Source organism: Aurantiacibacter aquimixticola, from assembly GCF_003605475.1.
GTDB lineage: Bacteria > Pseudomonadota > Alphaproteobacteria > Sphingomonadales > Sphingomonadaceae > Alteraurantiacibacter > Alteraurantiacibacter aquimixticola_B.
The window spans coordinates 1,613,184-1,639,584 of record NZ_RAHX01000001.1 but is presented as its reverse complement, the minus strand read 5'-3'; the positions used below and the strand labels follow the sequence as shown (position 1 = coordinate 1,639,584).

Annotated in this window: 26 protein-coding genes and 1 tRNA gene; 21 read left to right on the top strand and 6 right to left on the bottom strand. The window is 62.2% G+C overall.

Annotation, left to right across the window (positions count from 1 at the left end; genetic code table 11):
• The first annotated feature begins 11 nt into the window (after positions 1 to 11).
• The 6 genes from D6201_RS08190 to D6201_RS08165 all read left to right on the top strand — a co-directional run bounded on the left by D6201_RS08190 (position 12) and on the right by D6201_RS08165 (position 3,976).
• Positions 12 to 359, top strand: a complete 348-nt coding sequence (locus tag D6201_RS08190) for a heavy metal-binding domain-containing protein (RefSeq protein ID WP_120048344.1) — start codon at positions 12 to 14, stop codon at positions 357 to 359.
• Positions 360 to 419: 60 nt separating this feature from the next.
• The gene (locus tag D6201_RS08185) at positions 420 to 1,166 is read left to right on the top strand and encodes a YebC/PmpR family DNA-binding transcriptional regulator (protein ID WP_120048343.1); all 747 of its coding nucleotides are present in this window, start codon (positions 420 to 422) and stop codon (positions 1,164 to 1,166) included.
• Between the two features lie 124 nt (positions 1,167 to 1,290).
• Positions 1,291 to 1,755, top strand: coding sequence for a crossover junction endodeoxyribonuclease RuvC (ruvC, locus tag D6201_RS08180; RefSeq protein WP_120048342.1), 465 nt, complete (start codon positions 1,291 to 1,293; stop codon positions 1,753 to 1,755).
• A 93-nt stretch (positions 1,756 to 1,848) separates the two neighbouring features.
• Positions 1,849 to 2,184, top strand: coding sequence for a hypothetical protein (locus D6201_RS08175; RefSeq protein ID WP_120048341.1), 336 nt, complete (start codon positions 1,849 to 1,851; stop codon positions 2,182 to 2,184).
• A gap of 350 nt (positions 2,185 to 2,534) precedes the next feature.
• Positions 2,535 to 2,888, top strand: coding sequence for an arsenate reductase (locus D6201_RS08170; protein WP_120048340.1), 354 nt, complete (start codon positions 2,535 to 2,537; stop codon positions 2,886 to 2,888).
• A gap of 53 nt (positions 2,889 to 2,941) precedes the next feature.
• Positions 2,942 to 3,976, top strand: a complete 1,035-nt coding sequence (locus D6201_RS08165; RefSeq protein WP_120048339.1) for a glycerophosphodiester phosphodiesterase — start codon at positions 2,942 to 2,944, stop codon at positions 3,974 to 3,976.
• Here D6201_RS08165 and ubiG read toward each other — a convergent pair.
• Entirely contained in the window at positions 3,945 to 4,706 is a 762-nt protein-coding gene (ubiG, locus tag D6201_RS08160) for a bifunctional 2-polyprenyl-6-hydroxyphenol methylase/3-demethylubiquinol 3-O-methyltransferase UbiG (RefSeq protein WP_120048338.1), read from the bottom strand. The genes D6201_RS08165 and ubiG overlap by 32 nt on opposite strands.
• Before the next feature lie 53 nt (positions 4,707 to 4,759).
• Between ubiG and D6201_RS08155 the strand changes: the two genes are divergently transcribed.
• From D6201_RS08155 to D6201_RS08145, 3 genes are read left to right on the top strand one after another with little or no spacing between them, the layout of a single operon-like run.
• A complete protein-coding gene (locus D6201_RS08155) occupies positions 4,760 to 6,040 on the top strand; it encodes an aspartate kinase (RefSeq protein WP_120048337.1) in 1,281 nt (426 codons plus the stop codon).
• Complete coding sequence (purT, locus tag D6201_RS08150) at positions 6,037 to 7,224, top strand: formate-dependent phosphoribosylglycinamide formyltransferase (RefSeq protein WP_120048336.1); 1,188 nt, start codon at positions 6,037 to 6,039, stop codon at positions 7,222 to 7,224. Before D6201_RS08155 ends, purT begins: the two co-directional genes overlap by 4 nt.
• Before the next feature lie 11 nt (positions 7,225 to 7,235).
• A complete protein-coding gene (locus D6201_RS08145; protein WP_120048335.1) occupies positions 7,236 to 8,255 on the top strand; it encodes an NAD(P)H-dependent flavin oxidoreductase in 1,020 nt (339 codons plus the stop codon).
• 58 nt (positions 8,256 to 8,313) lie between these two features.
• Here D6201_RS08145 and D6201_RS08140 read toward each other — a convergent pair whose 3' ends face one another.
• Entirely contained in the window at positions 8,314 to 8,928 is a 615-nt protein-coding gene (locus D6201_RS08140; RefSeq protein ID WP_133303975.1) for a TonB family protein, read from the bottom strand.
• 146 nt (positions 8,929 to 9,074) lie between these two features.
• Between D6201_RS08140 and D6201_RS08135 the strand changes: the two genes are divergently transcribed.
• The 5 genes from D6201_RS08135 (at position 9,075) to D6201_RS08115 (ending at position 14,464) form a co-directional block, all read left to right on the top strand.
• Entirely contained in the window at positions 9,075 to 10,052 is a 978-nt protein-coding gene (locus D6201_RS08135) for a dienelactone hydrolase family protein (RefSeq protein WP_242447483.1), read from the top strand.
• A gap of 221 nt (positions 10,053 to 10,273) precedes the next feature.
• Positions 10,274 to 10,717, top strand: a complete 444-nt coding sequence (locus tag D6201_RS08130; protein WP_120048333.1) for a DUF4168 domain-containing protein — start codon at positions 10,274 to 10,276, stop codon at positions 10,715 to 10,717.
• A 207-nt stretch (positions 10,718 to 10,924) separates the two neighbouring features.
• A complete protein-coding gene (locus D6201_RS08125; RefSeq protein WP_120048332.1) occupies positions 10,925 to 11,194 on the top strand; it encodes a hypothetical protein in 270 nt (89 codons plus the stop codon).
• 3 nt (positions 11,195 to 11,197) lie between these two features.
• On the top strand, positions 11,198 to 12,769 hold the full coding sequence (locus tag D6201_RS08120; protein ID WP_120048331.1) for a L,D-transpeptidase family protein: 1,572 nt from the start codon (positions 11,198 to 11,200) through the stop codon (positions 12,767 to 12,769).
• Between the two features lie 78 nt (positions 12,770 to 12,847).
• On the top strand, positions 12,848 to 14,464 hold the full coding sequence (locus tag D6201_RS08115; protein ID WP_120049297.1) for an AMP-binding protein: 1,617 nt from the start codon (positions 12,848 to 12,850) through the stop codon (positions 14,462 to 14,464).
• Here the strand turns inward: D6201_RS08115 and D6201_RS08110 are convergent.
• The 3 genes from D6201_RS08110 to D6201_RS08100 all read right to left on the bottom strand — a co-directional run bounded on the left by D6201_RS08110 (position 14,461) and on the right by D6201_RS08100 (position 16,445).
• Positions 14,461 to 14,643 (bottom strand): hypothetical protein, encoded by a 183-nt coding sequence (locus tag D6201_RS08110; RefSeq protein ID WP_120048330.1) that lies wholly within the window; start codon positions 14,641 to 14,643, stop codon positions 14,461 to 14,463. The two genes, D6201_RS08115 and D6201_RS08110, sit on opposite strands and share 4 nt — an antisense overlap.
• 55 nt (positions 14,644 to 14,698) lie before the next feature.
• On the bottom strand, positions 14,699 to 15,352 hold the full coding sequence (fsa, locus tag D6201_RS08105) for a fructose-6-phosphate aldolase (protein WP_120048329.1): 654 nt from the start codon (positions 15,350 to 15,352) through the stop codon (positions 14,699 to 14,701).
• Between the two features lie 133 nt (positions 15,353 to 15,485).
• A complete protein-coding gene (locus D6201_RS08100; protein ID WP_120048328.1) occupies positions 15,486 to 16,445 on the bottom strand; it encodes a complex I NDUFA9 subunit family protein in 960 nt (319 codons plus the stop codon).
• Positions 16,446 to 16,670: 225 nt separating this feature from the next.
• Here D6201_RS08100 and D6201_RS08095 point away from each other — a divergent pair.
• Both D6201_RS08095 and D6201_RS08090 read left to right on the top strand, forming a co-directional pair.
• A tRNA-Leu gene (locus D6201_RS08095) sits at positions 16,671 to 16,757 on the top strand.
• A 90-nt stretch (positions 16,758 to 16,847) separates the two neighbouring features.
• A complete protein-coding gene (locus D6201_RS08090) occupies positions 16,848 to 18,287 on the top strand; it encodes a DUF6538 domain-containing protein (protein ID WP_120048327.1) in 1,440 nt (479 codons plus the stop codon).
• Here D6201_RS08090 and D6201_RS13170 read toward each other — a convergent pair.
• A complete protein-coding gene (locus tag D6201_RS13170; protein WP_120048326.1) occupies positions 18,273 to 18,518 on the bottom strand; it encodes a helix-turn-helix domain-containing protein in 246 nt (81 codons plus the stop codon). The two genes, D6201_RS08090 and D6201_RS13170, sit on opposite strands and share 15 nt — an antisense overlap.
• Positions 18,519 to 18,587: 69 nt before the next feature.
• Between D6201_RS13170 and D6201_RS08080 the strand changes: the two genes are divergently transcribed.
• The 5 genes from D6201_RS08080 (at position 18,588) to D6201_RS08060 (ending at position 26,391) form a co-directional block, all read left to right on the top strand.
• Entirely contained in the window at positions 18,588 to 19,007 is a 420-nt protein-coding gene (locus D6201_RS08080) for a hypothetical protein (RefSeq protein ID WP_120048325.1), read from the top strand.
• Positions 19,008 to 19,485: 478 nt separating this feature from the next.
• Entirely contained in the window at positions 19,486 to 21,045 is a 1,560-nt protein-coding gene (locus tag D6201_RS08075) for a type I restriction-modification system subunit M (protein ID WP_120049296.1), read from the top strand.
• Positions 21,042 to 22,253 carry a restriction endonuclease subunit S gene (locus D6201_RS08070; protein ID WP_120048324.1) on the top strand — a complete coding sequence of 404 codons (1,212 nt, stop codon included), beginning with the start codon at positions 21,042 to 21,044 and terminating at the stop codon, positions 22,251 to 22,253. The genes D6201_RS08075 and D6201_RS08070 overlap by 4 nt, the downstream gene beginning before the upstream one ends.
• On the top strand, positions 22,250 to 23,254 hold the full coding sequence (locus D6201_RS08065; protein ID WP_120048323.1) for a DUF4268 domain-containing protein: 1,005 nt from the start codon (positions 22,250 to 22,252) through the stop codon (positions 23,252 to 23,254). Before D6201_RS08070 ends, D6201_RS08065 begins: the two co-directional genes overlap by 4 nt.
• Positions 23,254 to 26,391, top strand: coding sequence for a type I restriction endonuclease subunit R (locus tag D6201_RS08060; RefSeq protein ID WP_120048322.1), 3,138 nt, complete (start codon positions 23,254 to 23,256; stop codon positions 26,389 to 26,391). The genes D6201_RS08065 and D6201_RS08060 overlap by 1 nt, the downstream gene beginning before the upstream one ends.
• Positions 26,392 to 26,401 lie beyond the last annotated feature (10 nt).

Genomic DNA, 26,401 nt, shown 5'->3' with positions numbered 1-26,401 from the left:
GAGAACGCGCCATGCCCAAGGAATGGAAAGACGCCCGCGGCGTCACCGTCACCACCACGCCCACTCTCGAGGGCAAGCCGATCCAGGACTATCTCGGCATCGTCACCGGTGAAGTGATCGTCGGTGCGAACCTGTTTCGTGACTTCTTCGCCAATATCCGCGACATCGTCGGCGGTCGATCGGGCAGTTACGAACGCATCCTGCGCGATGCGCGCGAGCAGGCCATCGCCGAATTGCAGGCGGAGGCGGCCGCGCTGGGCGGCAATGCCGTGGTCGGCATCGATCTCGATTACGAGGTGATCGGGGATACGGGTTCCATGCTGATGGTGTCGGCTAGCGGGACGGCGGTGAAGGTCTAGCCGCGAGCCAAATCCTGCGTTATCGGCGGGGCCATTCCGATCCACCGATAGAGCGATCCCATGGCAGGCCATTCCAAATTCAAGAACATCATGCATCGCAAGGGTGCGCAGGACAAGAAACGGTCCAACCTGTTTTCCAAGCTCAGCCGCGAGATCACCGTTGCGGCGAAGATGGGCACGCCCGATCCCGATATGAACCCGCGCCTGCGTCTTGCGGTCAACACGGCGAAGGCGCAGTCCATGCCGAAAGACAATATCCAGCGCGCCATCGACAAGGCGAGCGCTGGGGATGACGAGAATTACGAAGAAGTCCGCTACGAAGGCTATGGCCCCGGCGGCAGCGCGATCATCGTCGAGACGCTGACCGACAATCGCAATCGCACCGCGACTGCCGTGCGCACCGCGTTCAGCAAGCATGGCGGCAATCTCGGCACCGAAGGCAGCGTCGTCCACGGCTTCGAGCGGCTGGGTTTCATCCTTTATCCCGCCAGCGCGGGAGACGAGGAAAAGGTTCTGGAGGCCGCGCTCGAAGCGGGGGCGGAGGACATTACTTCCACCGATGACGGCCACGAGATCTGGACCGCGGCGGACGATCTGCATCAGGTTGCCAGCGACCTCGAAAAGGCGCTGGGCGAGGCCGAAACGGTGAAGCTCGCGTGGAAGCCGAACCTTACCGTCGACATGGACGAGAAGAATGCCAGCACGCTGCTCAAGCTCATCGACGTACTCGACGACGATGACGACGTGCAGACCGTGTGGGGCAATTATGACATTTCCGACGAGGTGATGGAGAAGGTGGAGGGGTGATGATCCGGATCCTCCCCGAAACGGGGAGGGGGACCACGCAGTGGTGGAGTAGCACCCTCCGACCGGTCGACCGTGCCCCGCCCCCATCCTGCGGATGGTCCCCCTCCCCCGCCGGGGGAGTATAATGATAATACTCGGCCTCGATCCCTCGCTTTCCTGCACCGGCTGGGGCGTGATCCGCGTGGAGGGCAATCGCATGTCGCACATCGCCAATGGGCAGGTGCCGACCGATGCCAAGGCGCCCATGGCGGCGCGGCTCGATCACCTTTATGCCGCCATCGCCGCGGTCATCGCCCAGCATGCCCCGGACCGGGCGGCGTGCGAGGAAATCTTCGCCAACAAGAATCCGAAATCGACCATCAAGCTTGCCCAGGCTAGAGGCGCGGTGATCGCGGCGTGCGGCGCTGCCGGGCTGGAGGTGCGAGAGCATGCCGCGCGGCTGGTAAAGAAGGCGGTGGTCGGCACTGGCGGGGCGGAAAAGACGCAGGTCCAGGCCATGCTGAAAGTGCTGTTGCCAAGCGCGCATCTTGCCGGAGCCGATGCGGCCGATGCGCTTGCCGTGGCCATTGCCGACGCCAATCTCGGATGAGCGGGTTTTCCGCAATCGGAACAAGATTTTACCGCAGGCGTAGGTGGATCACCTGACACGGGGCTCGGCGTGTCCATTCAAGAGGAGACACGCATGCGCAAGACAATCATCCCCGCCATCCTGACCGGTGCCCTGCTTTCGGGCTGCACCGCCATCGGCACCGATCCGCTGGGCGGCCTGCTGGGCGGCATTTTCGGCGGCGACGACAGCTATGGCTATGATCGCAATCTCTCGCGTTTCGAACGCGCGGCGGTGCAGGCCTGCGGGCGCGAAGCCTCGCGCTATGGCCGCGTCGCCATCCGCGATGTGGAGGAACGCCGCGACGTCGTTCGCGTGCGCGGACGGATCGACAACCGCAATCGCGACCGCGACGAGTTCGAGTGCGTGTTCCGCGACGACGGGCGCATCGTCGATTTCGATCTCGACTGATATCGGCAGCGGACAGCGGGCAGTCGCCTCTGCCCGCTGACCCCCTATATCGGAGGAGCGCGAGCTCTGTCCTACAAGCGTGCCATGTGCCAGCAGGGCGACATGAAGGCATGGGCAAACAGGGTGACAATCCCGGCGCAAATGGGTGACACTTGCCGGTCCAAAAGGTGCCAGTTCTGGCCGCCTGAAAGGTCACACTCCGGCGGGCGAAAGGTCACACTTTTCGCTGGAAGGTCACACATTGAGTCACAAAAGTCTCACTTTTGCGGCCCAGGGTTACAGCTTGCGCATTTTGCTCCAGGACACTGTTCCACTTGTCACACCCCTAAGCCAACAAAGGACGCTCTCGCATGACCATCCACCTCTACGGCATCCCCAATTGCGAAAGCGTGCGCAAGGCGCGCAAATGGCTGGATGGGCGGGGGCTGGGTTACACCTTCCACGACTTCAAGAAGGAAGGGGTGGAGCCCGATACGCTCTCCCACTGGGCCGACCGCTGCGGCTGGGAAGTGCTGCTCAACCGGCGCGGGACGACGTGGCGCAAGCTCGAGGACGCGCAGAAGGAGGACGTCGATCGCGAAAAGGCGCTTGCGCTGATGGAGGAGCATACCAGCCTCATCAAGCGCCCGGTGATGGAGCGCGAGGGCGACAGCCACGTGCTGGTCGGCTTCACGCAAAGCGAGTGGGAGAACGCGCTGTGCTGAGAGCGGGTTTGCTCGCGATTGCAACGCTTTGCTGCGCAGCATCGCTTCCGGCCATGGCGCAGCAATCGCAGGAGGACGAGATGATCGTGATCGCCCATCGCGGCGCTTCTGGAGAGCGCCCCGAACACACGCTCGCCGCCTACGACCTCGCCATCGCGCAGGGTGCGGACTACATCGAGCCGGACCTCGTCCCGACGGCGGACGGCGTGCTCGTCGCGCGGCACGAGAACGCCATCGGTGGCACCACCGATGTCGCCGACCGGCCGGAGTTCGCCGAACGCCGCACCACGAAGGTGGTCGATGGCGAGGAGGTGACCGGCTGGTTCACCGAGGACTTCACGCTCGCCGAGCTGCGCACGCTGCGCGCCCGCGAGCGCCTGCCCGAGATCCGGCCCGCCAACACCGCCTATGACGGCCTCTACGAAGTGCCGACGCTGGCGGAGGTGATCCAGCTTGTGCAGGCGTCTGAGGAGCAGAGCGGGCGGCCCATCGGCCTCTACCCCGAGCTCAAGCACCCGACCTACTTCGAGGAACTTGGCTTCGATGTGGCCGCCACGCTGGTCGAGCAGCTGCACGAGGCAGGCTATCGCGGAGAGGACGCGCCGGTCTTCATCCAGAGTTTCGAGATCGGCGTGCTGGTGCGGCTCAACGAGATGACCGATCTGCCGCTAGTCCAGCTCGTCAATGTGGCGGGCGGTCCGTTCGACCGGCAGGATCTGACCTGGCCCGAGATGCTCGGCATCGACGGCATGACCGAGATCGCCCGCTATGCCGACGGCATCGGAGCGCCGATCACGCTGGTGCTGAGCGAGCAGGGCACGTCGACCGGCTTCGTCGAGCGCGCGCAGTCCGCCGGGCTGCTGGTGCATGCGTGGACCCTGCGGCGGGAGAACGCCTTCCTGCCGCCATCGCTGCAACGCGGCGAAGCGCCATCGGACCATGGCTGCGCCGAGCAGCTTCTACTGATGCTACAGGCTGTGGGGGTGAATGGTGTCTTCGCCGATCAACCCGGAATGGCTGTCGAATGGCGCGACCGCGCGGCGATGCCGCCCTGCGCTACGCGCCGCCCTGCCGATGCCGAGCGGTGACGATGAAGTTCAGGCTCATGTCGTCCGACAGATGCAGCCCTTGCACGGGCGACCACGCGATGCCGCGCGTGCTCGTCACCTCAAGCCCCGCCGCTTCGAGCAGCTCCTCCAGCTCCTCCGGCGTGACGAAGTCGTCCCAGTGATGCGTCCCCCTGGGTATCGCGCCGAGCCACTCCGCACCCTCCACCAGCAGCGCGCGGCTCGCCAGCGTGCGGTTGGGGGTGGAAAGCACCATCAACCCGCCCTGCGCAAGGTGGGCGGAAAGCTGCGCGGCAAAGACCTGCTTATCGGCAACGTGCTCAAGCACCTCCATGCAGGTGACGAGGTCGAAATGGCCAAGCCCGAGCGACCCGAGCTCTCCCGGCATGTAGCGGATATCGAGCCCGGCACCGTCGGCGTGAAGCGCGGCAACCTGCGTGTTCTCGGGCGCGGCATCGACGCCCGTCACCTCCGCGCCCATGCGCGCCAGTGGCTCGGTCAGCAGCCCTGCGCCGCAACCGACATCGAGCGCGGTCTTGCCCGCCAGCGGCCTGACGCTCTCCACATCGCCGCCCCAATGCGTGTCGATGGCGTCACGGACGAAGCGCAGCCGAACCGGGTTGAGACGGTGGAGCATGGCCGAGGAGCCCTTCGGATCCCACCACTCGCGCGCCAGCTTGCCGAAATGGGCGGCCTCACCCTCGCGGATCGTGGCCGAACCGGTTTCACCTGTGACAGTTGCATCGCTCATGCTGCGTCCCTAACAGCGCGCGGGGCATCCAACCAGAGCGACAAGGGGCGGTAGTGGCGCGCATCGTGATGAAATTCGGCGGCACCTCGGTGGCCGGCACGGAGCGCATCCGCCGCGTCGCCAACATCGTGCGCGCGCAGGCTGCAGGCGGCAACCAGGTCGCAGTAGTGGTAAGCGCGATGGCAGGGGAGACCGACAGGCTCGTCAACTTCTGTCGCGAGGCGAACCCGCTCTACGATCCTGCCGAATACGATGTCGTCGTCGCAAGCGGGGAGCAGGTAACGGCGGGCCTCCTGGCGCTCACACTGCAAAGCATGGGTAGCAAGGCGCGCAGCTGGCTCGGTTGGCAGTTGCCGGTGAAGACCTTCTCGAGCCACTCCAATGCGCGTGTCGGCGAGATCTATGCCGATCGTCTGCTGGAAAGCATGGAGGAAGGCGAAATCGCCATCATCCCGGGCTTCCAGGGTGTGTCGGAAGACAGCCGCATCACGACGATGGGTCGCGGCGGATCGGACACGTCGGCTGTCGCTGTGGCGGCGGCGCTCGGCGCGGATCGCTGCGACATCTATACCGATGTGGACGGCGTCTACACCACCGATCCGCGCATCGTCGCGCGCGCCCGGAAGATCAAATATATCGCTTTCGAGGAAATGCTGGAGCTCGCCAGCGTCGGCGCGAAAGTGCTGCAGACCCGCTCCGTCAGCCTGGCGATGAAGAACGAGGTACGCGTACAGGTCCTGTCGTCTTTTGTGGAGGACGGCTCACCGCCCGCCGATACCCTGCCCGGCACGATGATCGTCTCCGAACTGGAGATGGGCAAATTACTGGAGGAAGGCAAAGTGGAACGCCAATCCGTCACCGGCATCGCCCATGACAAGAACGAGGCGCGCGTGGTGCTTACCCGCGTGCCCGACAAGCCCGGCGCGGTTGCAGAGATCTTCGCCCCACTGGGCGAGGCTGGCATCAATGTGGACATGATCATCCAGAATGTCGGCCGCGACAAGGGCGAGACCGACGTCACCTTCACCGTGCCGCAGAACGAGCTGGCGCGCGCGCAGGCGATGCTTGAGGACAAGCAGGATGCGCTCGGCTTCGGTCGGGTCATCACCGACAGCAAGGTCGCCAAGATCAGCGTCGTCGGCATGGGCATGAAGAGCCATGCGGGCGTTGCCGCGACCATGTTCAAGGCGCTCGCCGAGCGCGGCATCAACGTGCAGGCGATCAGCACGTCGGAGATCAAGGTCAGCGTTTTGATCGACGAGGACGAGACCGAACTGGCCGTGCGCGTGCTGCACACCGCATATGGACTCGACGCCGAAGAGCCGGCGACTTGAGCCATACGGCGACGATCCTTCTTCTTGGCTCCGGCGAGTTGGGACGCGAATTTGTAATATCGGCCAAGCGGCTGGGCGCCAAAGTCATCGCCTGCGATGCCTATGACGATGCGCCTGCCATGCAGCTGGCGGACGGCCGCGAAGTGTTCTCGATGCTCGATGGCGAGGCGCTGCGCGCGGTCACGCAGAAGCATCGACCCGACCTGATCGTGCCGGAGATCGAGGCGATCCGGACGGAAGTGCTGGCTGAGTTGGAAGCGGACGGTTTCAATGTCGTGCCCTCCGCGCGAGCCACGATGATGACGATGAACCGCGACGCCATTCGCGATCTGGCGGCGGGCGAGCTGGGCCTGACCACTTCGCGCTATAGCTATGCGGAGAGTTTCGAGGACGTCGAGGCAGCAGCCGGGCATATAGGCCTGCCCTGCGTCATCAAGCCGGTGATGTCTTCGTCCGGCAAGGGGCAGAGCAAGGTCGAGAGCGAGGGCAATCTGCGCGCCGCATGGGATCACGCGACGGCGAACATGCGCGGCGACCGTCAGCGCGTGATCGTCGAGGAATTCATCGCCTTCGATTACGAGATCACGCTGCTTACCATCCGCCACCGCGACGGTATCAGTTTCTGCGATCCCATCGCGCATCGGCAGGAGCGCGGCGACTATCAGGAAAGCTGGCAGCCTGCCGCGATGAGCGAGGCGGCGCTCGAGCAGGCGCGTGCGATGGCTGAAAAGGTGGTCATGGCGCTGGAGGGCGAGGGGCGAGGCTGGGGCCTTTATGGTGTAGAGTTCTTCGTGCGCGGCGACGAGGTAGTCTTCTCGGAACTCAGCCCGCGCCCGCACGATACAGGCATGGTTACGCTGATCTCCCAGAACCTGTCAGAATTCGATCTGCACGCGCGCGCCGTCATGGGCCTTCCGATCTTCGGCGATGAGCCATCCATTCCAGCGGCCTCCGCCGTTATCTTGGCCGACCGGGATAGCGACGACTTCGCCTTCGACGGCTTGGCCAAGGCGCTCGCTCTCTCGCCAAATGTTGATCTTCGCATTTTCGGCAAGCCGATTACGCGACCTTATCGCCGGATGGGCGTGGCGCTCGCCATGGGCGAGGACACGGATGACGCGCGCGCTCTGGCGAGCGTGGCGGCGCGCAACGTGCGAATTGAATATCGCGGCGACAGCGACTAACCGCTCCCGCCATGAACGCCTTTCCAAAGACGAGCGCGCTGATGGCGCGCGGCTGCGAATTTCTCGGCACCGAATACGCCATCATGTGCGGCGCGATGAGCTGGGTATCCGAGCGTAATCTGGTCTCGGCCATCAGCAATGGTGGCGGCTTCGGCGTGATTGCTTGCGGCGCGATGACGCCCGACCTGCTCGATGCCGAAATCGCTGCCACCAAGGCGATGACCGACAAGCCCTTCGGGGTAAACCTTATCACCATGCATCCCGACCTTCCTGATCTGATCGCGGTATGTGCCGGGCATGACGTCGGCCATGTCGTGCTCGCCGGAGGTATTCCGCCGAAGGGTAGCGTCGAGGCTATCAAGGCGGCCGGGGCCAAGGTCATCGTCTTCGCGCCGACTTTGGCTTTGGCGAAGAAGCTTCTGCGTTCCGGCGCGGATGCTCTGGTGATCGAGGGCATGGAAGCGGGCGGCCATATCGGCCCGGTGTCCACCAGTGTGCTTGCGCAGGAATTCCTGCCCGCTCTCAGCGAGGAGCATGTCGTCTTCGTCGCGGGCGGCATCGGCCGTGGCGAGGCGATGGCCGGCTATCTGGAGATGGGCGCTTCGGGTGTCCAACTCGGCACGCGCTTTGCCTGCGCCACCGAAAGTATAGCCCATCCCGATTTCAAGAAGGCGTTCTTCCGCGCCAATGCCCGTGATGCCGTGGCCAGCGTGCAGGTCGACGCGCGGCTCCCGGTCATCCCCGTGCGCGCGCTGAAGAACAAGGGCACGGAGGAATTTACCGCCAAGCAGCGCGAAGTCGCAGGCGTGCTCGATCGCGAAGAGATCGCGATGGCCGAGGCGCAGTTGCAGATCGAACATTACTGGGCAGGCGCCTTGCGCCGCGCGGTGGTGGATGGCGATGTCGAGAACGGATCGCTGATGGCGGGACAGAGCGTCGGCATGGTCAAGGAAGAGGAGCCCGCCGCCGAGATCATCGCCAAACTCATGGCGGAAAGCGAAGCGGCGCTGGGCGGGCGGCGGGCGGCATAACGCCGCGGCCGACCGTCCGCAGCACGGCCGACCGCGGCGCTCCGTCCGGCTTGGGGGTTTATCGCCGGACCGAAGTCCCGATGTTAAGGGCGAGCACGTGTTCGTCGTCGTCAGCTTGCGAAGCCAGGCGTGCGGCCTCTTCCTCCTCGAGCTGGCGAGTCAGCCGGCGGCCCTCAGTCCAGCTATTGGCGAAAACGATATTGGCCTGCATGCGCTGTCCGGCCGGATCATGCGCGAAGGTGGGCGCAATATCGCTCAAGCGCGAGACGGCCCATATCGCCGCCCGTTCGAGGAAGCGGCTGCCCGAATCCTCCATCACTTCGACATCATGCGCGCGCCCATTTCCATCGGCGGTGAAGCGCACGCGAACGATGCCGCTGGCGTCGGTGCGCAGTGGTACGTTGTGCCGGGCAAGATTGCGGTCGAGCTGGCGGGAAACGCGCTGAGCATAGACGACGCGCTCCTGGCTCGGTTCGATGATGATTTCGCCGTCGGCCTGCGTCGGTGCGTCCTGCGCATAGGCAGGCATTGTGGTGGCCATTGCGGCCGCGGCAAATGGTATGAAATATTCGGTAAAGTTGCTCATGTTGATCATCCTTCCTTTGCCAAAAGATGATCGGCCACAGATGCTGTCGCGCCGTACGCGTCCCATTTGATCGGCGTGCTCGTCCAAGGTCGATCACGTCTCCCACATGTCTGCGGAACACCGGAAGCCCTTCTTACATAGGCGAGGGCGCATGGGCTGGAAAGGCGTTCGGCAGAGCGCTGACAGCCGCTCGTAGAACAGCGCGAACTTTATGCGCGCCGCGAAGGGCCAAAATGTCGCAGGACCGCATGAATGCGAGCGCGCTGCGCAATCGTTCGATCGGCTTGCCAAGCCGCCGTCCGGTGCTAGCATACCATCCGAACGAACGAAAAGAGGAGCCGACGATGTGCGAGCGTGATCACTTCCAGGGCCGCACGGGCCTTACCCGTCGCGAGTTCGGCGCCATCGGCGTTGCGGGCGCCGCATCCGCCTGCGCTCCGATGGCGAGCGGCAATGCGACGGACACTGGCATAGCCAGCGACACGGTGAGCTTTGCCGCCGATGGCGGAACGATGGACGGCGTATTCCTGCGCCCATCGAGCGGAGCGCATCCGGGGGTGATCCTCTGGCCGGACATCGCCGGGCTAAGGCCGGCAAAGGTGCAAATGGGACGGCGGCTGGCGGGCGAAGGCTATGCCGTTTTCGTCGCCAACCCCTATTACCGCTCGGTTAGCGGGCAACAGTTTTCGGATTTCGAAAGCTTTCGGGAAGCGGATGGATTTGCCGCAGTGCGCCCCTGGCGGGAGCGGAACACGCCCGAAGCGATCATGGCGACGGCGCGCGACGTGGTCTCCTGGCTCGACCAGCAGGATGCGGTCGACAGCACCCGCGGCATCGGTAATCAGGGCTATTGCATGACGGGCAGCTGGACCATTATGAGCGCCGCGGCCGTGCCGGGGCGGGTCAAGGCCGCTGCCAGTTTTCATGGCGGCCAACTTGTCGGCGACGCTCCGAACGCGCCGGCCAACCTGCTGGATGACATGGCGGACGATGCCGGGGCGCTGATCGCCATTGCGCAGGACGACGATGCCGACGATCCGGGCGCCAAGGTCGCCCTCGCCAATGCCGGATCCGCTGCGGCGGCGGACGTGACGGTGGACGTCTATGCCGGCGATCATGGTTGGACGGTGCTCGACAGCCCTGCCTACGCCGAAGATGCCGCCGAGCGTGCGTGGTCGGCCCTGAAAGCGCTCTACGACACCCATTTGTGATTCGCGCCCTGCCGGACGTCGGGTGTCGGTGATCCGAGCGTTCGCGTAGGCGGGCGGAGGGTCGGTTTTCAGCGGGACATCTCCGCTCATCGCAGCTGCGCCACACAAATCCCTCTTCGCCGCGCGACTCGCGCGCCTTGTCCAAGAGCCGCTTGTCGCGACGCTGCCGATATGGGCAGCCTTCCATCGGGGGCGTGTTAAACGCTTGGAAGGATTACCAGATGAAACGCATTTTCGCCCTGGCCACTGCCGGGACGCTGCTCCTCGCTACAGCTGCGACGGCGCAGGATATGCAGGAAGGGCCACCGGCCCCCAATTCCATTCCGCCTGCGCAGACGGAGCCCATGGAACCACGGGACATTCCGCCGTCCATGGCCCCTCCCGCGGTCTCGGCGGAGTTTACCGACGAGCAGATCGCCGCCTTCGCCAACGCCGCGCTGCAAATGCGCGATCTCAACGCAGATGGCGCTCTGAGTGACGAGGAACGGCAGACACAAGCCGAAGCGATCGTCGCCGATGCGGGGCTCGACACCGCGACCTACACTGCCATCGGGCGCGCGGCTCAGTCCGACCCCGCTGTCGCGCAGCGTATCCAGATGGCCATATCCGCATTGAACGAAGGCGATATGGCAGACGAAGCAATGCAGGATGAGCCCGACATGTAGATCGGCCAGCCTGCGCCTTGCCCCTTGGGCGCAATATCGGCCCTGCCAGCCCTTTGCTGGCAGGGCCTTTTTTGCAATCCGCCATTCATGGCGGGACGACGATAGTGGGAACTGCCGAGCCGCACGACACATTGCTCGAGTCGGTACTGTTGTCGATTACGCATCGATTCAGCGTACCGCGCGATAAGCAAATGAAGGGACCGATCCATGAAAACAGTCCACATCGCCCTGCTGGGGCTTGCAACCATCGGCCTTGGGGCCTGTGCCAGTTATAGCGACGACGATGACGTGTATGTCGCACCGGCACCCGTCGGCCCCGGTGCCGTGGTCGGCACCGTCGCTGCGGATGTCGATGGCGATGGCATGATCGACGGCTATTACGATGCGAACGGCAACTACACTGCATGGGTCGCGCCGCCATGTCCGCCCGCCCCGGCTCCCGTATACGTGCCGGAACCGACCGGCGAGCGAGGCTAGACCATGAAAACGGTGCGCCGGACATTGCAGCTCGCCCTGCTGGCAGGATGCGTCCTTGCCGGTTCGGCCAACGTTACTCATGCGCGCAGCAGCGCAGATGAGGTGACTTCCGCCCGACAGGATCGTGAGGTCACGCCCGAGCGCGCGAGATTCGTTCGCGAATTGCGGCGTGAAGTCGATGGCGAATACGATCGTTTCTATTCGCGTCGCGGTTACTGGCCGCTCTGGGTGGTCGATGGCGAAGTCACGGGCGCCGCCACCGCCCTCATCAGGCATCTCGAGACGGTTCAGCTCGATGGATTGAACCCGCGGCTTTTTGACACCGAAGAGCTTTCGGAGAAACTTTACGACGCCCGCACAGGTGACGCGAAGGAACAGGCCGAAGCCGAGATCGCGCTTTCGCGCGCCTTTACGCGCTACGTCCAGGCACTTGGGCAGGAATCGGGTGAAGTCGCATATTACAGCGATACCGTGCGGCCCGGTGCGCGCACCGTGAGCGGCATTTTGCGCCGGGCCGCGCTTGCCGAAGATTTCGACACCTACGTGGCCGAAATGGGGTGGATGCATCCGCTCTACGTGGCGCTTCGCCGCATTCTCGCCGAAAGTTCGCCGGACGATTACAACCAGATCGTCATCGTGAATGGTCCGCTTCTGCGCACCGGCGACGAGGGCGTGCGCGTGCGTCGACTCCGCGAGCGGCTGAGCCTCTCCGAAGGCGATGTCTTCGATGAAGATCTGCGCGATGCGCTGGCGGCGTTTCAGCGATCGCGCAATCTGACCGCCGACGGCACACTGGGCCCGCAAACCGTCGCCGCGCTCAATTCCACCGCGCGACGCACCGATCCCGCAGCCATTCGCCGCAACATGGCCCGCGCGGCAGAGCTGCCCGGCCCAGACAGGCGCCACATACTGGTAAACGCTGCGTCGCAGACGCTCAGCTATTACGATGGCGGCAAGGAAATCGGACGGATGAGGGTCATCGTCGGTTCGCAGAATACGCCGACGCCGATGATGGCCGGGCTGCTCAGCGTTGCCACGCTCAATCCCTATTGGAATGTGCCCGTCGATTTGGTCGAGCGGATCATCGCGCCGGCCGTGCTGCGCGGCAATTCGCTCGATGCGATGGGCTATGAAGTCCTGTCCGACTGGACGGCGGATGCGGAGAAGCTGAACTGGCGCAATGTCGATTGGCGCGGCGCAGCCAATGGCGCGACCGAGCTGCGCGTTCGTGAATTGCCGGGTAGCGGCAACGCCATGGGCAGCGTGAAGTACATGTTCCCCAACGATCAGGGCATCTATCTCCACGACACCGATAATCGTGCGCTGTTTCGCCGGGACGATCGCTTCATCAGCAATGGCTGCGTGCGGTTGGAAGACGCTGCCGCACTGGGCGAATGGCTGTTCGGCACCATGCCGGAGGCCGAGGGCGACGCGCCCGAGCAGCATGTGACGATCCCCGATCCGGTGCCGGTCTATATTACCTACATGACGGCCGAGCCGACGGCCGATGGCCGGATCGCCTATTACGACGACACCTATAATCGCGATACCGCGCCGGTTTATGTCTGGCAGTAGGGTAGTATCGCGTTCGGCCTGAGCGCGTTATAGCTTCGTCACGAATCCCGCCGGAGAGCGGATCTGATGGAGAGAGCGATGACGAGTAAGCGGCTCGATAAGGCCCTGTGCGACTGGTATGCAGATGAAGAGGTGCTGGACACCACGATCGGCCAATTGCTGCGCGATCAGGCGGCGCGCAATGGCGATGTCGATGCGCTGGTCGAAGGCAAGCTCGACGGGACCAGCGGACGCCGATGGACCTATGCCGAATTGCTCGCCGATGCCGAGCGCATGGCGAAGGGACTTGCGGCCCGTTTCCAGCCCGGCGAACGTGTTGCCGTATGGGGGCCGAACTTGCCCGAATGGGTGCTGGTCGAATATGCCGCCGCCCTTGCCGGCCTGACTTTGGTGACGGTCAATCCTGCTTATCAGAAGCGCGAGCTCGATTACGTGCTGCGCCAGTCCAACAGCGCCTGCCTGTTCCTGATCCCGGAAGTGCGCGGCAATCCGATGCATCAGATCGCGGAGGAAGTCGCAAAGGATCTTCCGACGCTGCGCGAAATCGTCGACATGACCGATCCCGACGCGATGTTCACCGATCCATCCGGCACGCTGCCCGATGTGGACACCAACGATCCGGCGCAGATCCAGTACACGTCCGGCACGACCGGCTTCCCCAAGGGCGTCGTCCTCTCGCATCGCAATCTGACCAACAATGCCCGCCTGTTCGTGAAGATCGGGGAGCTGGCGGAAAAGCAGACGACGCTCGGTCTCACTCCGCTGTTCCACACGATGGGATGCTCGATGGGTGTGCTCGGTTCGCTGCAATCGGCGACGACCTATGTCCCGCTGCTGGTGTTCGATCCAAATGCCGCGCTCGACCTGATCGAACGGGAAAAAGTCAGCTGGTCGATTTGCGTGCCGACCATGGCGGTGGCGATGGTGGCGGCGCAGAAGGCAAAGCCGCGCGACCTGTCCTCGCTCAAACTGCTGGGCATGGGCGGCGCGATGGTCGCGCCCGATCTCGCCCGCGCGGTGGAAAAGGTGCTCGGCGCGCAGGCCATGGTCGCTTATGGCCAGACTGAAAGCAGCCCGCTGATCACGAGTGGCCGACCGTCCGATAGCTTCGAAGATATGACGGGCACGATCGGCCAGCCTGCGCTGGGCTGCGAAGTCGGGATTTTCGATCCTGCAACCGATGAGATTCTGCCCTGCGATACGGTGGGCGAAATCCGCGCGCGCAGCTACGCCACAATGCTCGGCTACAATGACAATCCCGAAGCAACGGCGGAAGCGGTGGATGCAGAGGGGTGGCTGCATACAGGCGATCTCGGCATGATGAACGATCGCGGCTACACTGTCATCACCGGCCGGGTGAAGGACATGATCATCCGCGCGGGCGAGAACCTCTTCCCCGCCGAGATCGAGAATGTCCTGCTGGAGCATGGAGGCGTTGCCGAATGCGCCGTGGTCGGCGTGCCGGATGAGGTGCTCGGCGAAGCGGTCGCCGCGTTCGTGCGCATGGAAGAGGGCCACGCGATGGATCCGGAAGAGCTGCGCGCGCATTGTCGCTCGCAAATCAGCGCGCCGAAATGCCCGGCCTATTGGGAAGAGGTCGAAAGTTGGCCGCTTACGGGCTCGGGCAAGATCCAGAAATTTAAGCTGCGCGACCAGTGGGTGGCGGATCACGTGGCGGAGAAGGCGACGAGCTAGTCCGGATCGCCGCCGGCCTTGCGCAGGGCGCGCCGCTTCCACGCGCGCCAGCACCAGCCGCCACCCAGCACGCCGCCACCGCATAACACGCCGACAACGCCGAAGGTGGCGAGCGCGGTTCCGATCGCGCCGAACAGCGCCATCAGGATTTGCACGAAGAATTGCAGGACGGTCTGCATGACGCAGTCGGCCTAGCAGACAGAGGGCAAACGGTCGCCCGCAATCACCTCCCGGTCAGAGAATGGACTGTCCGGTCTTCTGCCAGTCGGCGAGGAAACCCTCGATGCCTTTCTCGGTCAGCGTGTGCTTGAACAGGCCATGGATCACTTTAGGCGGCGCGGTCATTACGTCCGCCCCGATCAGCGCGCTTTCCAGCACATGGCCGACATGGCGCACGCTGGCGACGAGAATCTCGGTTTCGAACGCGTAATTGTCGTAGATCTGGCGAATGTCCCGGATCAGATCCATGCCGTTCGTGCCGTTATCGTCATGCCGCCCGACGAAGGGCGAGATGAATGTGGCACCGGCCTTCGCGGCCAGCAGCGCCTGGTTGGCGGAAAAGCAGAGCGTGACATTGACCATGGTGCCGTCGCCGGTCAGCGCGTTGCAGGTCTTCAGCCCGTCCACCGTCAGCGGCACTTTGATGCAGACATTATCGGCGATGGCGCGCAGCTTGTCCGCTTCCTTCATCATCGTCTCGTGGTCGAGCGCAACGACCTCGGCGCTGACCGGACCATCGACGATGTCGCAGATTTCCTTCGTCACTTCCATGAAGTCCCGGCCCGACTTGGCGATCAGGCTGGGATTGGTGGTCACGCCATCCAGCAAGCCGGTGGAAGCGAGTTCCTTGATGTCGGCGATTTCGGCGGTGTCGACGAAGAATTTCATGGCGGTGAGGTCCCGAATCTGTGCGGCTGGATGAGCCCTGCTATAAGCGCGCGGCGCGCCACCGCGCCACCCCGCGCGCGCGAATTTCCGCTGCCGATCCGTTCCACGCCGAAATCATCGGCAATCGCGTTTTTCAGGCGTCGCTCCGCGGCGTCATCCGCGCTTCCCCGAAGCGGCCCTGCTTGCGGTAGCGCACCATCCAGCGATCGAGGAATAGCGAAAGCGGCTTGGGCTCCACGCCAAGCGCGCCCAGCTGCTTCGCGCCCTTGCCGGCCGTGCTGCCGCTTTTCAGCATGGCGAGCTGATCCGGATTGATCGGGGACATCGGTACGGCGGCAAAGATGCCGGCGATGGGGTCCGGCATTGGAAAGAAATAACGACGACGTTGCTGGGCATCGGCAATCATCTCGTGGATCTCCATCATGGTGAGCTGCTCGGGGCCCGCCGCCTCGAAGACTTTCCCGCCGTGCTTGGCGGGGCCTTCCAGCGCGCTTGTCACCCCCGCGGCAACGTCATCGACCCACACCACCTGGAACTTCGAATCTGCGCCGAAGACCGGCATCACGGGCATGAAGCGCACCATGTCTGCGAACATGGGAATGAGCCCGGATTCCTCGCCGAACACGACGCTGGGGCGGATGATTGTCGCTTCGGGAAAAGCGGCGAGCACTTGTCGCTCGCCATCGCCCTTGGTGCGGTAATAGCCGGTCTCGGCTTCGGGATCGGCACCGATGGCCGAGATATAGACGAAGCCCGTCGCCCCGGTTTCGGCCGCGCATTTCGCAGCGTGGCCGGCGCTGTCCGCCTGCAATTGCTGCTGGTTCCGCTCGAATGTGCCAATCAGGTAGACGACCGCGTCCGATCCGTCGACACATTGCGCGATGCTGCGTTCGTCCATGGCGTTGCAACGCACGAATTGGAGCTGCCCCAGATTGGCGAGCGGCTTCAATTTGAACGCCTTTTCCGGCTCGCGCGCGGCGATGCGCACGCGTGCACCGCGCTCGAGCAAATCCTGTGCGACATGACTGCCGATAAAGCCGCTGCCGCCGATCAGGGTGACGAGCTTGCCTTGGAGCGGAGAGGATTTCGGCATCTGGAATTTTCCTGGGATTGGTCGGTCGCGTCGCCCTTGGCACAGCGCGACGGGCGCGGGCAATGCCTGGATTACGCGCGATGGGCGGGCGACGTTCCGGCAAGGGACGCAGCGGCCCCGGAAAAGCGCATTCACGCGTCACGCGCGCGTTGACTAAAGCTGCCGCCCGTCCTATCTGCGCGCCCCTACCCGCGAGACGGCCTTCGATGACCGGCTCGCTCCGGTGCCCAGATGGCGGAATTGGTAGACGCACCGTCTTCAGGTGGCGGCGCTCGCAAGGGCGTGGAGGTTCGAGTCCTCTTCTGGGCACCAGCATTTCTCAACTCATTGAGAAGTATCGAAAACCCTGAAAAACAAGTGGATTTTCACGGCTGACTGTTACAAACGTAACGGGAGAACGGCATGTGTACCTACCTTCAGCTTCATCAGGGCACCTACTATTTCCGTCGGGGAGTACCCGATGATATCCGGCATCTTTTCCCTACTGCATCCGGCAAGCCGAGGACTGAATGGCGATGGTCCCTGGGGGTAAAGAATCGAGAAGAGGCCAAGCGACTCATCCCTGAGAGCGTTGCCAAAACCAACGCACTTATCGATCATGCACGATCATCGCTCGAGCCCGCGCGAGAGCAGGTAGCGGCTACGCCATCAAGCGAGCAGACGGCGAAGTCGGAGCAGATCGCCAGCGAGATGATGCGGGTCTCGGTCGAGTCTGCTGAGTTTTTCGAGCGGTTGGAGTTCGAGGAGCAGCGGCGCGCCGCCGACGACCCAGCTTTTGCGGCCAACCTAGCCCTTCGGGCCGAGCACGCAGCCGAGATGTCACGGTTGCGGGAAAAGCGCGAAGCTCGCGAGTTTATCGAGCAGGACCGGGCAGCGCGCGAGCTAAGCATCTTGGACCTTTTCGAGAGCTTCGCGAAAGTCGAGGGACGCAGCCCCAAGACCATCGCGCAATGGCGTCCCTACATCAGACAGCTTGTTGAGTTCGTGGGCAGTCCGAATTTGCACCAGCTCACAGACCGGCAGATCATCGCGTGGCGTAATCACTTGCGAGACAAGGTCAGGTATCGCGGACGCCCTCTTTCCGCAAAAACCATCAATGGCAGCTACCTCGCGGCGGTAAGCACTTTGCTGGCATGGGCAAAGGGCGACGGGCTGATCGACCGAAATCCGATGATGGGCGTAGGGAAGGTGAAAGCTCCTCACAAGCCAAAGCTCCGCCCCAAAGAGTTCACCAATGAGGAGGCATTACGCATCCTTCGGGCAACCCTCATCGCAGAGGAGGGGCGCGCTCAGGAACAGTGGCGCAATGCCAAGCGGTGGTGCCCCTGGCTCATGGCCTACTCGGGAGCGCGAGTGAACGAAATCACCCAGCTTCGGAAGAAAGACATCATGGACGTCGACGGTGTGTGGGTGATGCGACTCACACCCGAAGCGGGAACAATCAAGACACAAGAGGCGCGAGTGGTGCCGTTGCACAGCGACCTGATCGAGCAGGGCTTTTTGGACTTCGTCCAGGGCCAAGGGGAGGGGCCGATATTCTACGATCCCTCAAAGCGACGCAGCGATAGCGCGATCAATCGCCAATCGAACAGGTTGGGCTCGAAGCTCGCCGAATGGGTTAGGTCGCTTGGGATCGAAGGTGTAAAGCCGAACCATGCCTGGCGGCATCTGTTCAATACGCTGGCGATGGAGCACGGGCTGGACCATCGCGCCACGCTCGCAATCCTAGGCCACTCGGCGGGCAATGCTAACCAGACTTACGGGTCAGTTCCGGTTTCGCGGCTGGTGCAGGAAATTGAAAGGCTACCGCGTTTCGAGATCAGCTCCTCAGAGCCCCGCTGAGGCCATCAGAGACGCGATTGAGACGTTTAGGGCGTCCGCCACCCGGGCGACGTTCAGGACGCTCACATTGCGTTCTCCGCGCTCGATCTTTCCCATATGCGACCGATCAATGCCCGATGCATCGGCGAGCGCTTCTTGCGACATGCCGATCTCATAACGCGCAGCGCGTATCGCATCGCCCAGTTTGCGAAGTTTTCCGTCCGTATCGGTGCGAGGTGATTGTCGCGGCACCGCTTTTCAGTTGCGCCCGATGCACGGCTAGGCCACGGTATTTACGACCCACCTCTCCAGGAGTGCTTCGTGATCCAGTCCTCTTTTTTGCTGACAGTCGCTGCTGCCATTTTTGCAGTGCCCGCCGCAGCTCAGGATGCTCTCGGCGAAACGCGCGAAATTCGAGAGCCGGAGAGTTTCAACGTAAATGAGGCGAGGGCTGGAAGCGCCAGCGCGCTTCTAAAACAGTGTCTAGAGTTTGAGGCACGACGCTGGGCGACCGTCACGGATGCTCGATCTGCCTTGGAAGTGGCCAAAGAGAAATGTTGGGTGCTGCGGCAAGAGTATATCGAAGCGATGGCCCCGCTAGCGGAGGCGCATTTGTTGGGCAGGGGCATACGCTCAGCAATCTCCGAACAGACTTTATCAGTTCTGTCGGAAGAAGCTGTCGCCCTTGATATAGAGCAATATGAAGAAACCTTAATGATTGAGCTTGTGGAAGCCGATTAGAGAACGAGACAGATGTGTTAGCCGGATAAGTGACCTAGCCGCCCTCTGATGTTCTTCTTTTGTTTCCAAATCCCCCCGGTTCCCCTTAGGGTATCCCTAGGATTCTCCCGGGTACTCACTGGGGCGTACCTTACTTCCTCACGGAGTAGGCTAGCTGATATTGTCCTTCATCCATTCCTCGGCACCCGGGGATAACCCTAGATACACCCTGAGGGGATAATTCTTCGTCCTGCCAGATGGTTCGCTTGGCGTATTGACCTTGCATCTCTCCTCGGTCTGAAACCGGGGGAGGCCCCGGGTATACCCTGGGTAACCCTGTGCGGGAGGAACTTGTCACTCGGCCAATCAAAACCGCGTTCTTGTTCTTGACGGTATCAATTCAGCATTTCCTCTCAGATCAGGGCTTTTCGAGCGATCGGTAAGCTGGCAGGCATTGGCAAACTCTGGGGTGATCCCGGGCACACCATTGGGGGAAATCTTGGCAGTCGATCTTCAAGACCTGTCGCGTCGCCTGTTTGCGACGGCAAACCAGCTCTGGACGAACACAGCCCTTCGGCCTGACCAATACGCTCAGCCGGTGCTGGCGCTCATTGCGCTGCGGCAGATGGAGGCGAAGTTCGATCTCATCGATGCAGAGCTGGCGGAGACGTTCACGGGCCGCATGAAGCCCACGCCGGGCGACTATCAGGGCAAGGGCGCGATATTTCTGCCCGACCATGCCCGCTTCTCCTACCTGCTCGGCTTACCGGAAAACGAGAACCTCGCCGAGGCATTGAACGAGGCGATGAAGGCGATTGCGGAGCACAATCCCGATCTCGCCGGTGTGATGCCGCAGGGCTACGGATCGCTGCCCAACGGAGTGCTGAGAGAGCTTCTGCGCCTGCTTGCGCCGCTGGAGATCGACGGGGACGCCTACGGCCTCATCTTCGAGTATTTCATGGGCGAGTTTGCGTCCAACTATATGCAGAAGGGTGGGGAGTATTTTACCCCGGCGTCCATCGTGAAGCTGATCGTGGAGGTGATTGAGCCCTATCATGGCAAAATACTCGATCCCGCCTGCGGATCGGGCGGCATGTTCGTGCATTCGGCGGAGTTCGTGAAGCGGCACGGGGACAATCCCAGCCGCGAGATCGGCCTTTATGGCGTTGAGAAGATGGAGGACACACAGAAGCTGTGCCGCCTCAATCTGGCGGTTCATGGCGTTTCCGGCGACATCAAGGTGGCCAACGCCTATTACGAAGACCCGCACAAAATGGTGGGCCAGTTCGATTTCGTCATGGCCAATCCGCCCTTCAACCAATCGGAGGTCGATCGCTCCCGGCTGGTAAACGATGCGGGCAAGGTCAGCCCGCGCTTTCCACTGGGCATTCCGGGGACCAACAACGCCAACTACCTCTGGATTGGGATGTTTGCCGCCGCGCTGAACGAAACCGGTCGCGGAGGCTTCGTAATGGCGAACTCGGCTGCCGATGCGGGACATTCCGAAAAGGAGATGCGCCGCAAGCTGGTCGAGAGCGGAATGGTGGATGTCATCATCACGACCTCGCCCAATATGTTCCTTACCGTCACGCTGCCAGTAACACTCTGGTTCCTCGACAAAGGCAAGACGGATGGCGAGCGCGCGGATCAGGTGCTCTTCATCGATGCCCGCAAGATTTTCCGGCAGGTGACGCGGGCGCACCGCGAATACACGCCAGAGCAGATCGAGTTTATCAGCAACATCGTGCGGCTGTGGCGCGGGGGTGAGGTCGAGATGCAGCAGGGCAGCGCGGACCTGATGGCAGAAACGTTCGGCGAAGATGGCTTCCGCAATGTGGCTGGCCTCTGCAAAGTTGTCAGCCGAAAGGAGATCGAAGCGCAAGACTGGAGCTTCAATCCTGGCCGCTATGTTGGCGTGGCGGCTGGCGAGCAGATCGACGACGTCGATTTTAAAGAGCGATTGGAGGGGTTGCAGGAGGAGCTGGAGACGTTGAATGCGGAGGCGGCACAGTTGCAAGAGACCATCGCTCAAAACGCGGCTGAGGTGCTTGCAAGATGAGCCTCACTCAACCGTTCTATCTTGAAGCCGATGAGGCTCCGAAACTCCCTCACGGTTGGAAGTATCTCGCGACCGAGGATGCGACGGAAAAATTGAAGCCGGGGAAGCTGTTCGACAAAAAATCTTCGCAGGCGTCAGGGCGCGTGCCCGTGCTTTCGCAGGGGCAAACCGATTTCGTTGGCTATCACGACGAGGAGCCTGGAGTTCAGGCAACGCAGGGTAGGCCAGTCGTGACATTTGCCAACCACACTTGCGCAATGCGTTTTATGACTTCGCCGTTCTCGTGTATCCAGAATATCTTCCCGAAGGTTGGGAAGCCCGGTATTATTGATACGCGCTATTTTTTCTACGCTGCGCTAGGGCGGGTAAGTCTATCGGACTACAAGGGGCATCATCCGCTTTTTCGACAGGCTCTTATCCCTGTCCCGCCCCTCGAAACACAGCAGCGCATCGCGGCGATCCTTGGAACCTATGACGACCTGATCGAGGTCAACCGGCGGCGGATAGCGGCGCTGGAGGAGATGGCGCGGCGGCTGTTCGAGGAGTGGTTCGTCCGCTTCCGCTTCCCCGGCCATGAAGATGTGCCCATCGTCGGTGCTCCCGATGGCCCGCTGCCTGAGGGTTGGGAGTGGGTGAACCTCTACGATGCTGCTGAGGTGGGGTTCGGCTTCGCATTCAAGTCAAAGGCATTCTCGACCGAGCCGGTCGGCGCTCGTGTCGTGCGTATCCGGGATGTACAAGAGGGGCGAACCTCTACTTGGACGCCGGAGGAGTTTGCCGATCGATACTGCGTCCGCAATGGAGACATTCTGGTTGGGATGGACGGCAACTTTCACACAAATGTGTGGGTTGGCGGAGATGCAGCTCTCAATCAACGAGTGACGCGGCTGAGGCCAACGCTGGCCCGGTCGAGCGGCTGGCTCCTCCAAGCGGTGAAGCCGAAGATTAAGTTTTTCGAAGACACCATCAGCGGCACGACCGTCGCCCATCTCGGAGCGAAGCACCTTAAAACCATCTATCTGCCGGTGGCTGACGATGAGACCCAGAGACAGGCCGACGCTTTCTTCTCACCGGTCGACGAAGAGCTGGTGAACCTTCATGTGGCGAACGAGAAACTTGCAGCCTCCCGCGACCTCCTGCTCCCCCGTCTAATCTCCGGCCAGCTCTCCGTCGAGATTGCCGAGCGCGAACTTGAGGACGCAGCATGATCCCCAAACTAGGCAAGGTAAAGCGCGTCGATGTCCGCAGCGCGTGGATGAACGAGGCAACGCACTTCACGCCTTGGCTCGCATCCGAAGAAGGCATGGAATTACTCCAGGAAGTGCTCGACATGGAGCTGGAGGTCGAGGCGACCGAGAAGTTCGTCGGTCCGTTCAAGGCTGACATACTCGCCAAGCGCACCGACACGACAGACGATCACTGGGTGCTGATCGAGAACCAGCTTGAACGCACCGATCACCGCCACCTCGGCCAACTCCTCACCTACGCAGCGGGGCTTGATGCCGTCACGATCGTCTGGATCGCCGAGAAGTTTGCAGAAGAACATCGCGCGGCCCTGGACTGGCTGAATGATCTGACGACCGACAATCTCGAAATCTTCGGGCTTGAAATCGAGCTGTGGCAAATCGATGGATCGCCGCCCGCACCCATGTTCAATGTGGTGGCCGAGCCCAATGAATGGACGAAAGAGGTCAAGCAGAAGACCGAATCCGGCCTGTCCGACCTCAAGCAACAACAGCAGCGCTTCTGGAAGGGTGTTCGCGCGAAGCTGATCGATCGCAAAAGCAAGGTGCGCCCGCAGAAAGCCCATCCCCAGCACTGGGCGGATTATTCTCTGGGGCGTTCCGACACCTGGCTCTCCTCGACCGTCAACAAGGGCAAGCAGCACCTCTCGGTCGAGTTCGCCTTTCGCGGCCCACCGGGAAAGGTCTGGTACGACGAGCTGGAGGCGCATCGGGCGGCAATCGACGAGGCAATTCCAGGCCTTTCATGGCAACGGCTCGAAGGCAAGAAGCAAAGCCGCATCGCGCTCTATCGGGAGAAGACCAACCCTGCCGACGAAGAGGACTGGCCGGAACAGCAAGCCTGGGTGGTCTCGACCCTTGAGCGTTTCCGAGAAGTCTTCCGGCCCTATGCCCTGCAATTCACTGACGCAGGCGCCACCATCGATGTCGACGTCGATGGCGATGAAAGCTCCGAGATCGACTGATGGCGCCGTCGCTTTCCAGCTTTGTCGCCAGTGAGGACAAGACGGTGGAGCAGCCCGCTTTGGACCTAATGGAGCAGCTCGGCTGGGAACGCATCAATCTACTTCATGAACAGCCGGGACCGGACAATCCGACGGGTCGCATCAGCTTTCGCCAGACGTACCTGCCCGCCTGGTTTCGCGCCGCCATGGCAAAGCTCAATCCCGGCCTGCCGGAAGAAGCGCTCAAGCTGGCTGAGGACAAACTCTTCCGGGATCGCTCGGCACTCAATCCTGTGGCTGCCAATCGCGAAGTCCTGGCGCAGATAGTCGATGGTGTGACCGTCGAAGTCAGGCGCGATGACGGGAAGTTCGAGGATGTCACCGTCCGCGTGATCGATTGGCGGAATCCAGCTGCCAATGATTTTCTCGCCGCCAACCAGGTCTGGATTGAGGGGCTGCATCACAAGCGCCGCCCGGACACTATCGGCTTCGTCAACGGCATTCCGCTTCTCTTCGCCGAATGGAAAGCTCCGACGAAGCCGGTGCAGGACGGATACGAGGCCAATCTGCGTGACTACAAGGATGCGATACCGCGCGTGTTCGACGCCAATGGCTTCGTGATCCTCTCCAACGGTATCGATAACCTCATCGGGGCCAGCCATGCGCCCTATCGCTTCTTCTCGCCCTGGCAGAAGCTGGAAGAGGGCGAGCCCGACGATCCCAGCCTCAACACTCTGCTTCATGCGACATGCGAGCCCGCCCGTTTCCTCGATCTGATCGAGAACTTCGTGTTGTTCGACGAGGCGCGCGACGGCCTGCGAAAGATCGTTGGCAGGTATCATCAGGTGCTGGGCGTCAACCGCGCGATCGAAGCGGTCGGCAGGCTGGCCGATGATCAGCGCAAGCTGGGCGTATTCTGGCACACACAGGGCTCGGGCAAGAGCCTGTCGATGGTGATGTTTGCCGAGAAGGTGCTTCGGCGGATTGCTGGCAACTATACTTTCGTGATCGTCACGGATCGCACAGAGCTGGACGATCAGATCGCCGGGCAGTTCGCTTCGGCTGGGGCGCTGACGAAAGACATCCGGGAAGCGCAGGCCGGAAGCCGAGCGCATCTTCGCGATTTGCTGGAAGGCAACGAACGCTACGTTTTCACCCTGATCCAGAAGTTCTCCACCGAGGACCGCGAACCGATGCCGGTCTTGTCGGACCGCTCCGACATCATCGTAATGACCGACGAGGCACATCGCAGCCAGTACGATCAGCTTGCCGCCAACATGCGAGCGGCGTTGCCCAATGCGGCCTTCATCGGCTTCACAGGCACGCCGCTTATCAAGGGCGAGGACAGCCGCACCCGCGAAGTGTTCGGCGATTACGTCTCGGTGTATGATTTCGCCCAGTCGGTGCGGGATGGTGCGACGGTGCCGCTCTACTACGAAGCCCGCAAGCCGGAGCTTCAGATGGATCGGGACGCCCTGCAAAGCGATCTCGATGAGTTGCTAGACGAAGTAATGCTCGACGAGGAGCAGGAGCGAAAACTGGGCCGCGATTTCGGGCGCCAATACACGCTCATCACCAATCCCGACCGACAGGACAAGGTAGCCGAGGACGTGGCGCGACACTTCGCTTCGCGCGGCTATCGCGGGAAGGCCATGTTCGTCGCCATAGACAAGGCCGCTGCGGTCGCCATGCACGACCGAGTGAAGGCGGCAATCGAGCGCCTGATCGCCGAAGCTGAGAAGCACCTCAAGACGGCGCATGAAGCGGAGGGCGCGGAAATTGCGGAGCGCCTGATGCACCTACGCGAGCTGGATATGGCCGTGGTGGTTAGCCAGGGGCAGAACGAAGTCGACGACCTGCGGAAGAGAGGGCTCGATATTCTCCCGCATCGTGAGCGGATGCAGAAGGAAGACCTAGAACGTAAGTTCAAGGATGCCGACGATCCGCTGCGAATGGTGTTCGTCTGCGCGATGTGGATTACCGGGTTCGACGTGCCCAGCATCGGCACGGTGTATCTCGACAAGCCGATGAAGAACCACACTTTGATGCAGACTATCGCCCGCGCCAACCGTAGGGCTGAGGACAAGACATCGGGCGTGATCGTCGACTACATTGGCGTGTTCAACAACCTTCAGAAGGCTCTTGCCGTATATGCGGGCGGCGCTGGCGTCGGTGAGACGCCGATCAAGGACAAGCAGGCACTGATCGGAGCGCTATCGACCATGCTGGAAGAGGCCGAGAGCTTCACCTCCTCTCTCGATCTCGACTTGCCAGCTATTCTGGATGTCCAGGGGATGGAGCGCCTCCGGCAGATCACGGCGGCAGTCGAAGTGCTCGTAGCCCCCGACGAGAGGCGGCGCGAGTTCTTGCGGCTGTCTGCCGCTGTGTCGAAGGCCTACAAGGCCGTGCTTCCCGATGAGCGTGCTGCGCCATTCCTGCGGCGGGTGGCGGTCCTCCATACGCTGGCCGATGCCGTTCGTGCCAAACTTGGCCCGGTCGATATTTCGGCCATCGCCGCACGGATAGCGACGCTGCTCGACGAGCGGATCGAAGGCGTCGCTATAGTCTCGCCGATCATCGAAGGCGACAGCCGCGAAGGGCGCGTGGACCTCTCCGACATCGACTTCGAGAAGCTGAGCGATCTTTTCCAAGAGAGCCCAAAAGTTGCCGCTGAAAGACTGCGCGAGCAAGCCGAGGCCAAAGCCAAGAAGATGGTGAGGGAGAACCCTGCTCGCAAACCGATGATCGAGAAGCTGGAGGAGCTGGTTGCTGCCTACAATGCAGCGTCGATTGATGCGGAGCGGTTCTTTGCAGAGCTGAAAGATTTTGTGCACAGACTCGATGAGGAGGAAGAGCGCGCCGCAAGAGCTGGACTCAGTCAGACGGAGCTGGCGATCTTCGACCTGCTAACCAATCCCGAACCAAGGCTGACGAGGGCACAAGAGACCGAGGTGAAAGCGGTCGCCAAAAAGCTTTTGGAGCGGCTCACTACGCTAGTCGAGGCCGTCGATTGGCAGCGCGGTCAAGAAACGCGAGGAACTGTCTGGACCGAACTCAGGGTGCAGCTCAATCAATTACCTGAGGAGCCTTACCCAGAGGCGCTTTGGAACGCCAAGGTGAACGCGGTCTGGGAGTTCGTGCAGGATCGCTTCGCATAGCGTCCGAGCA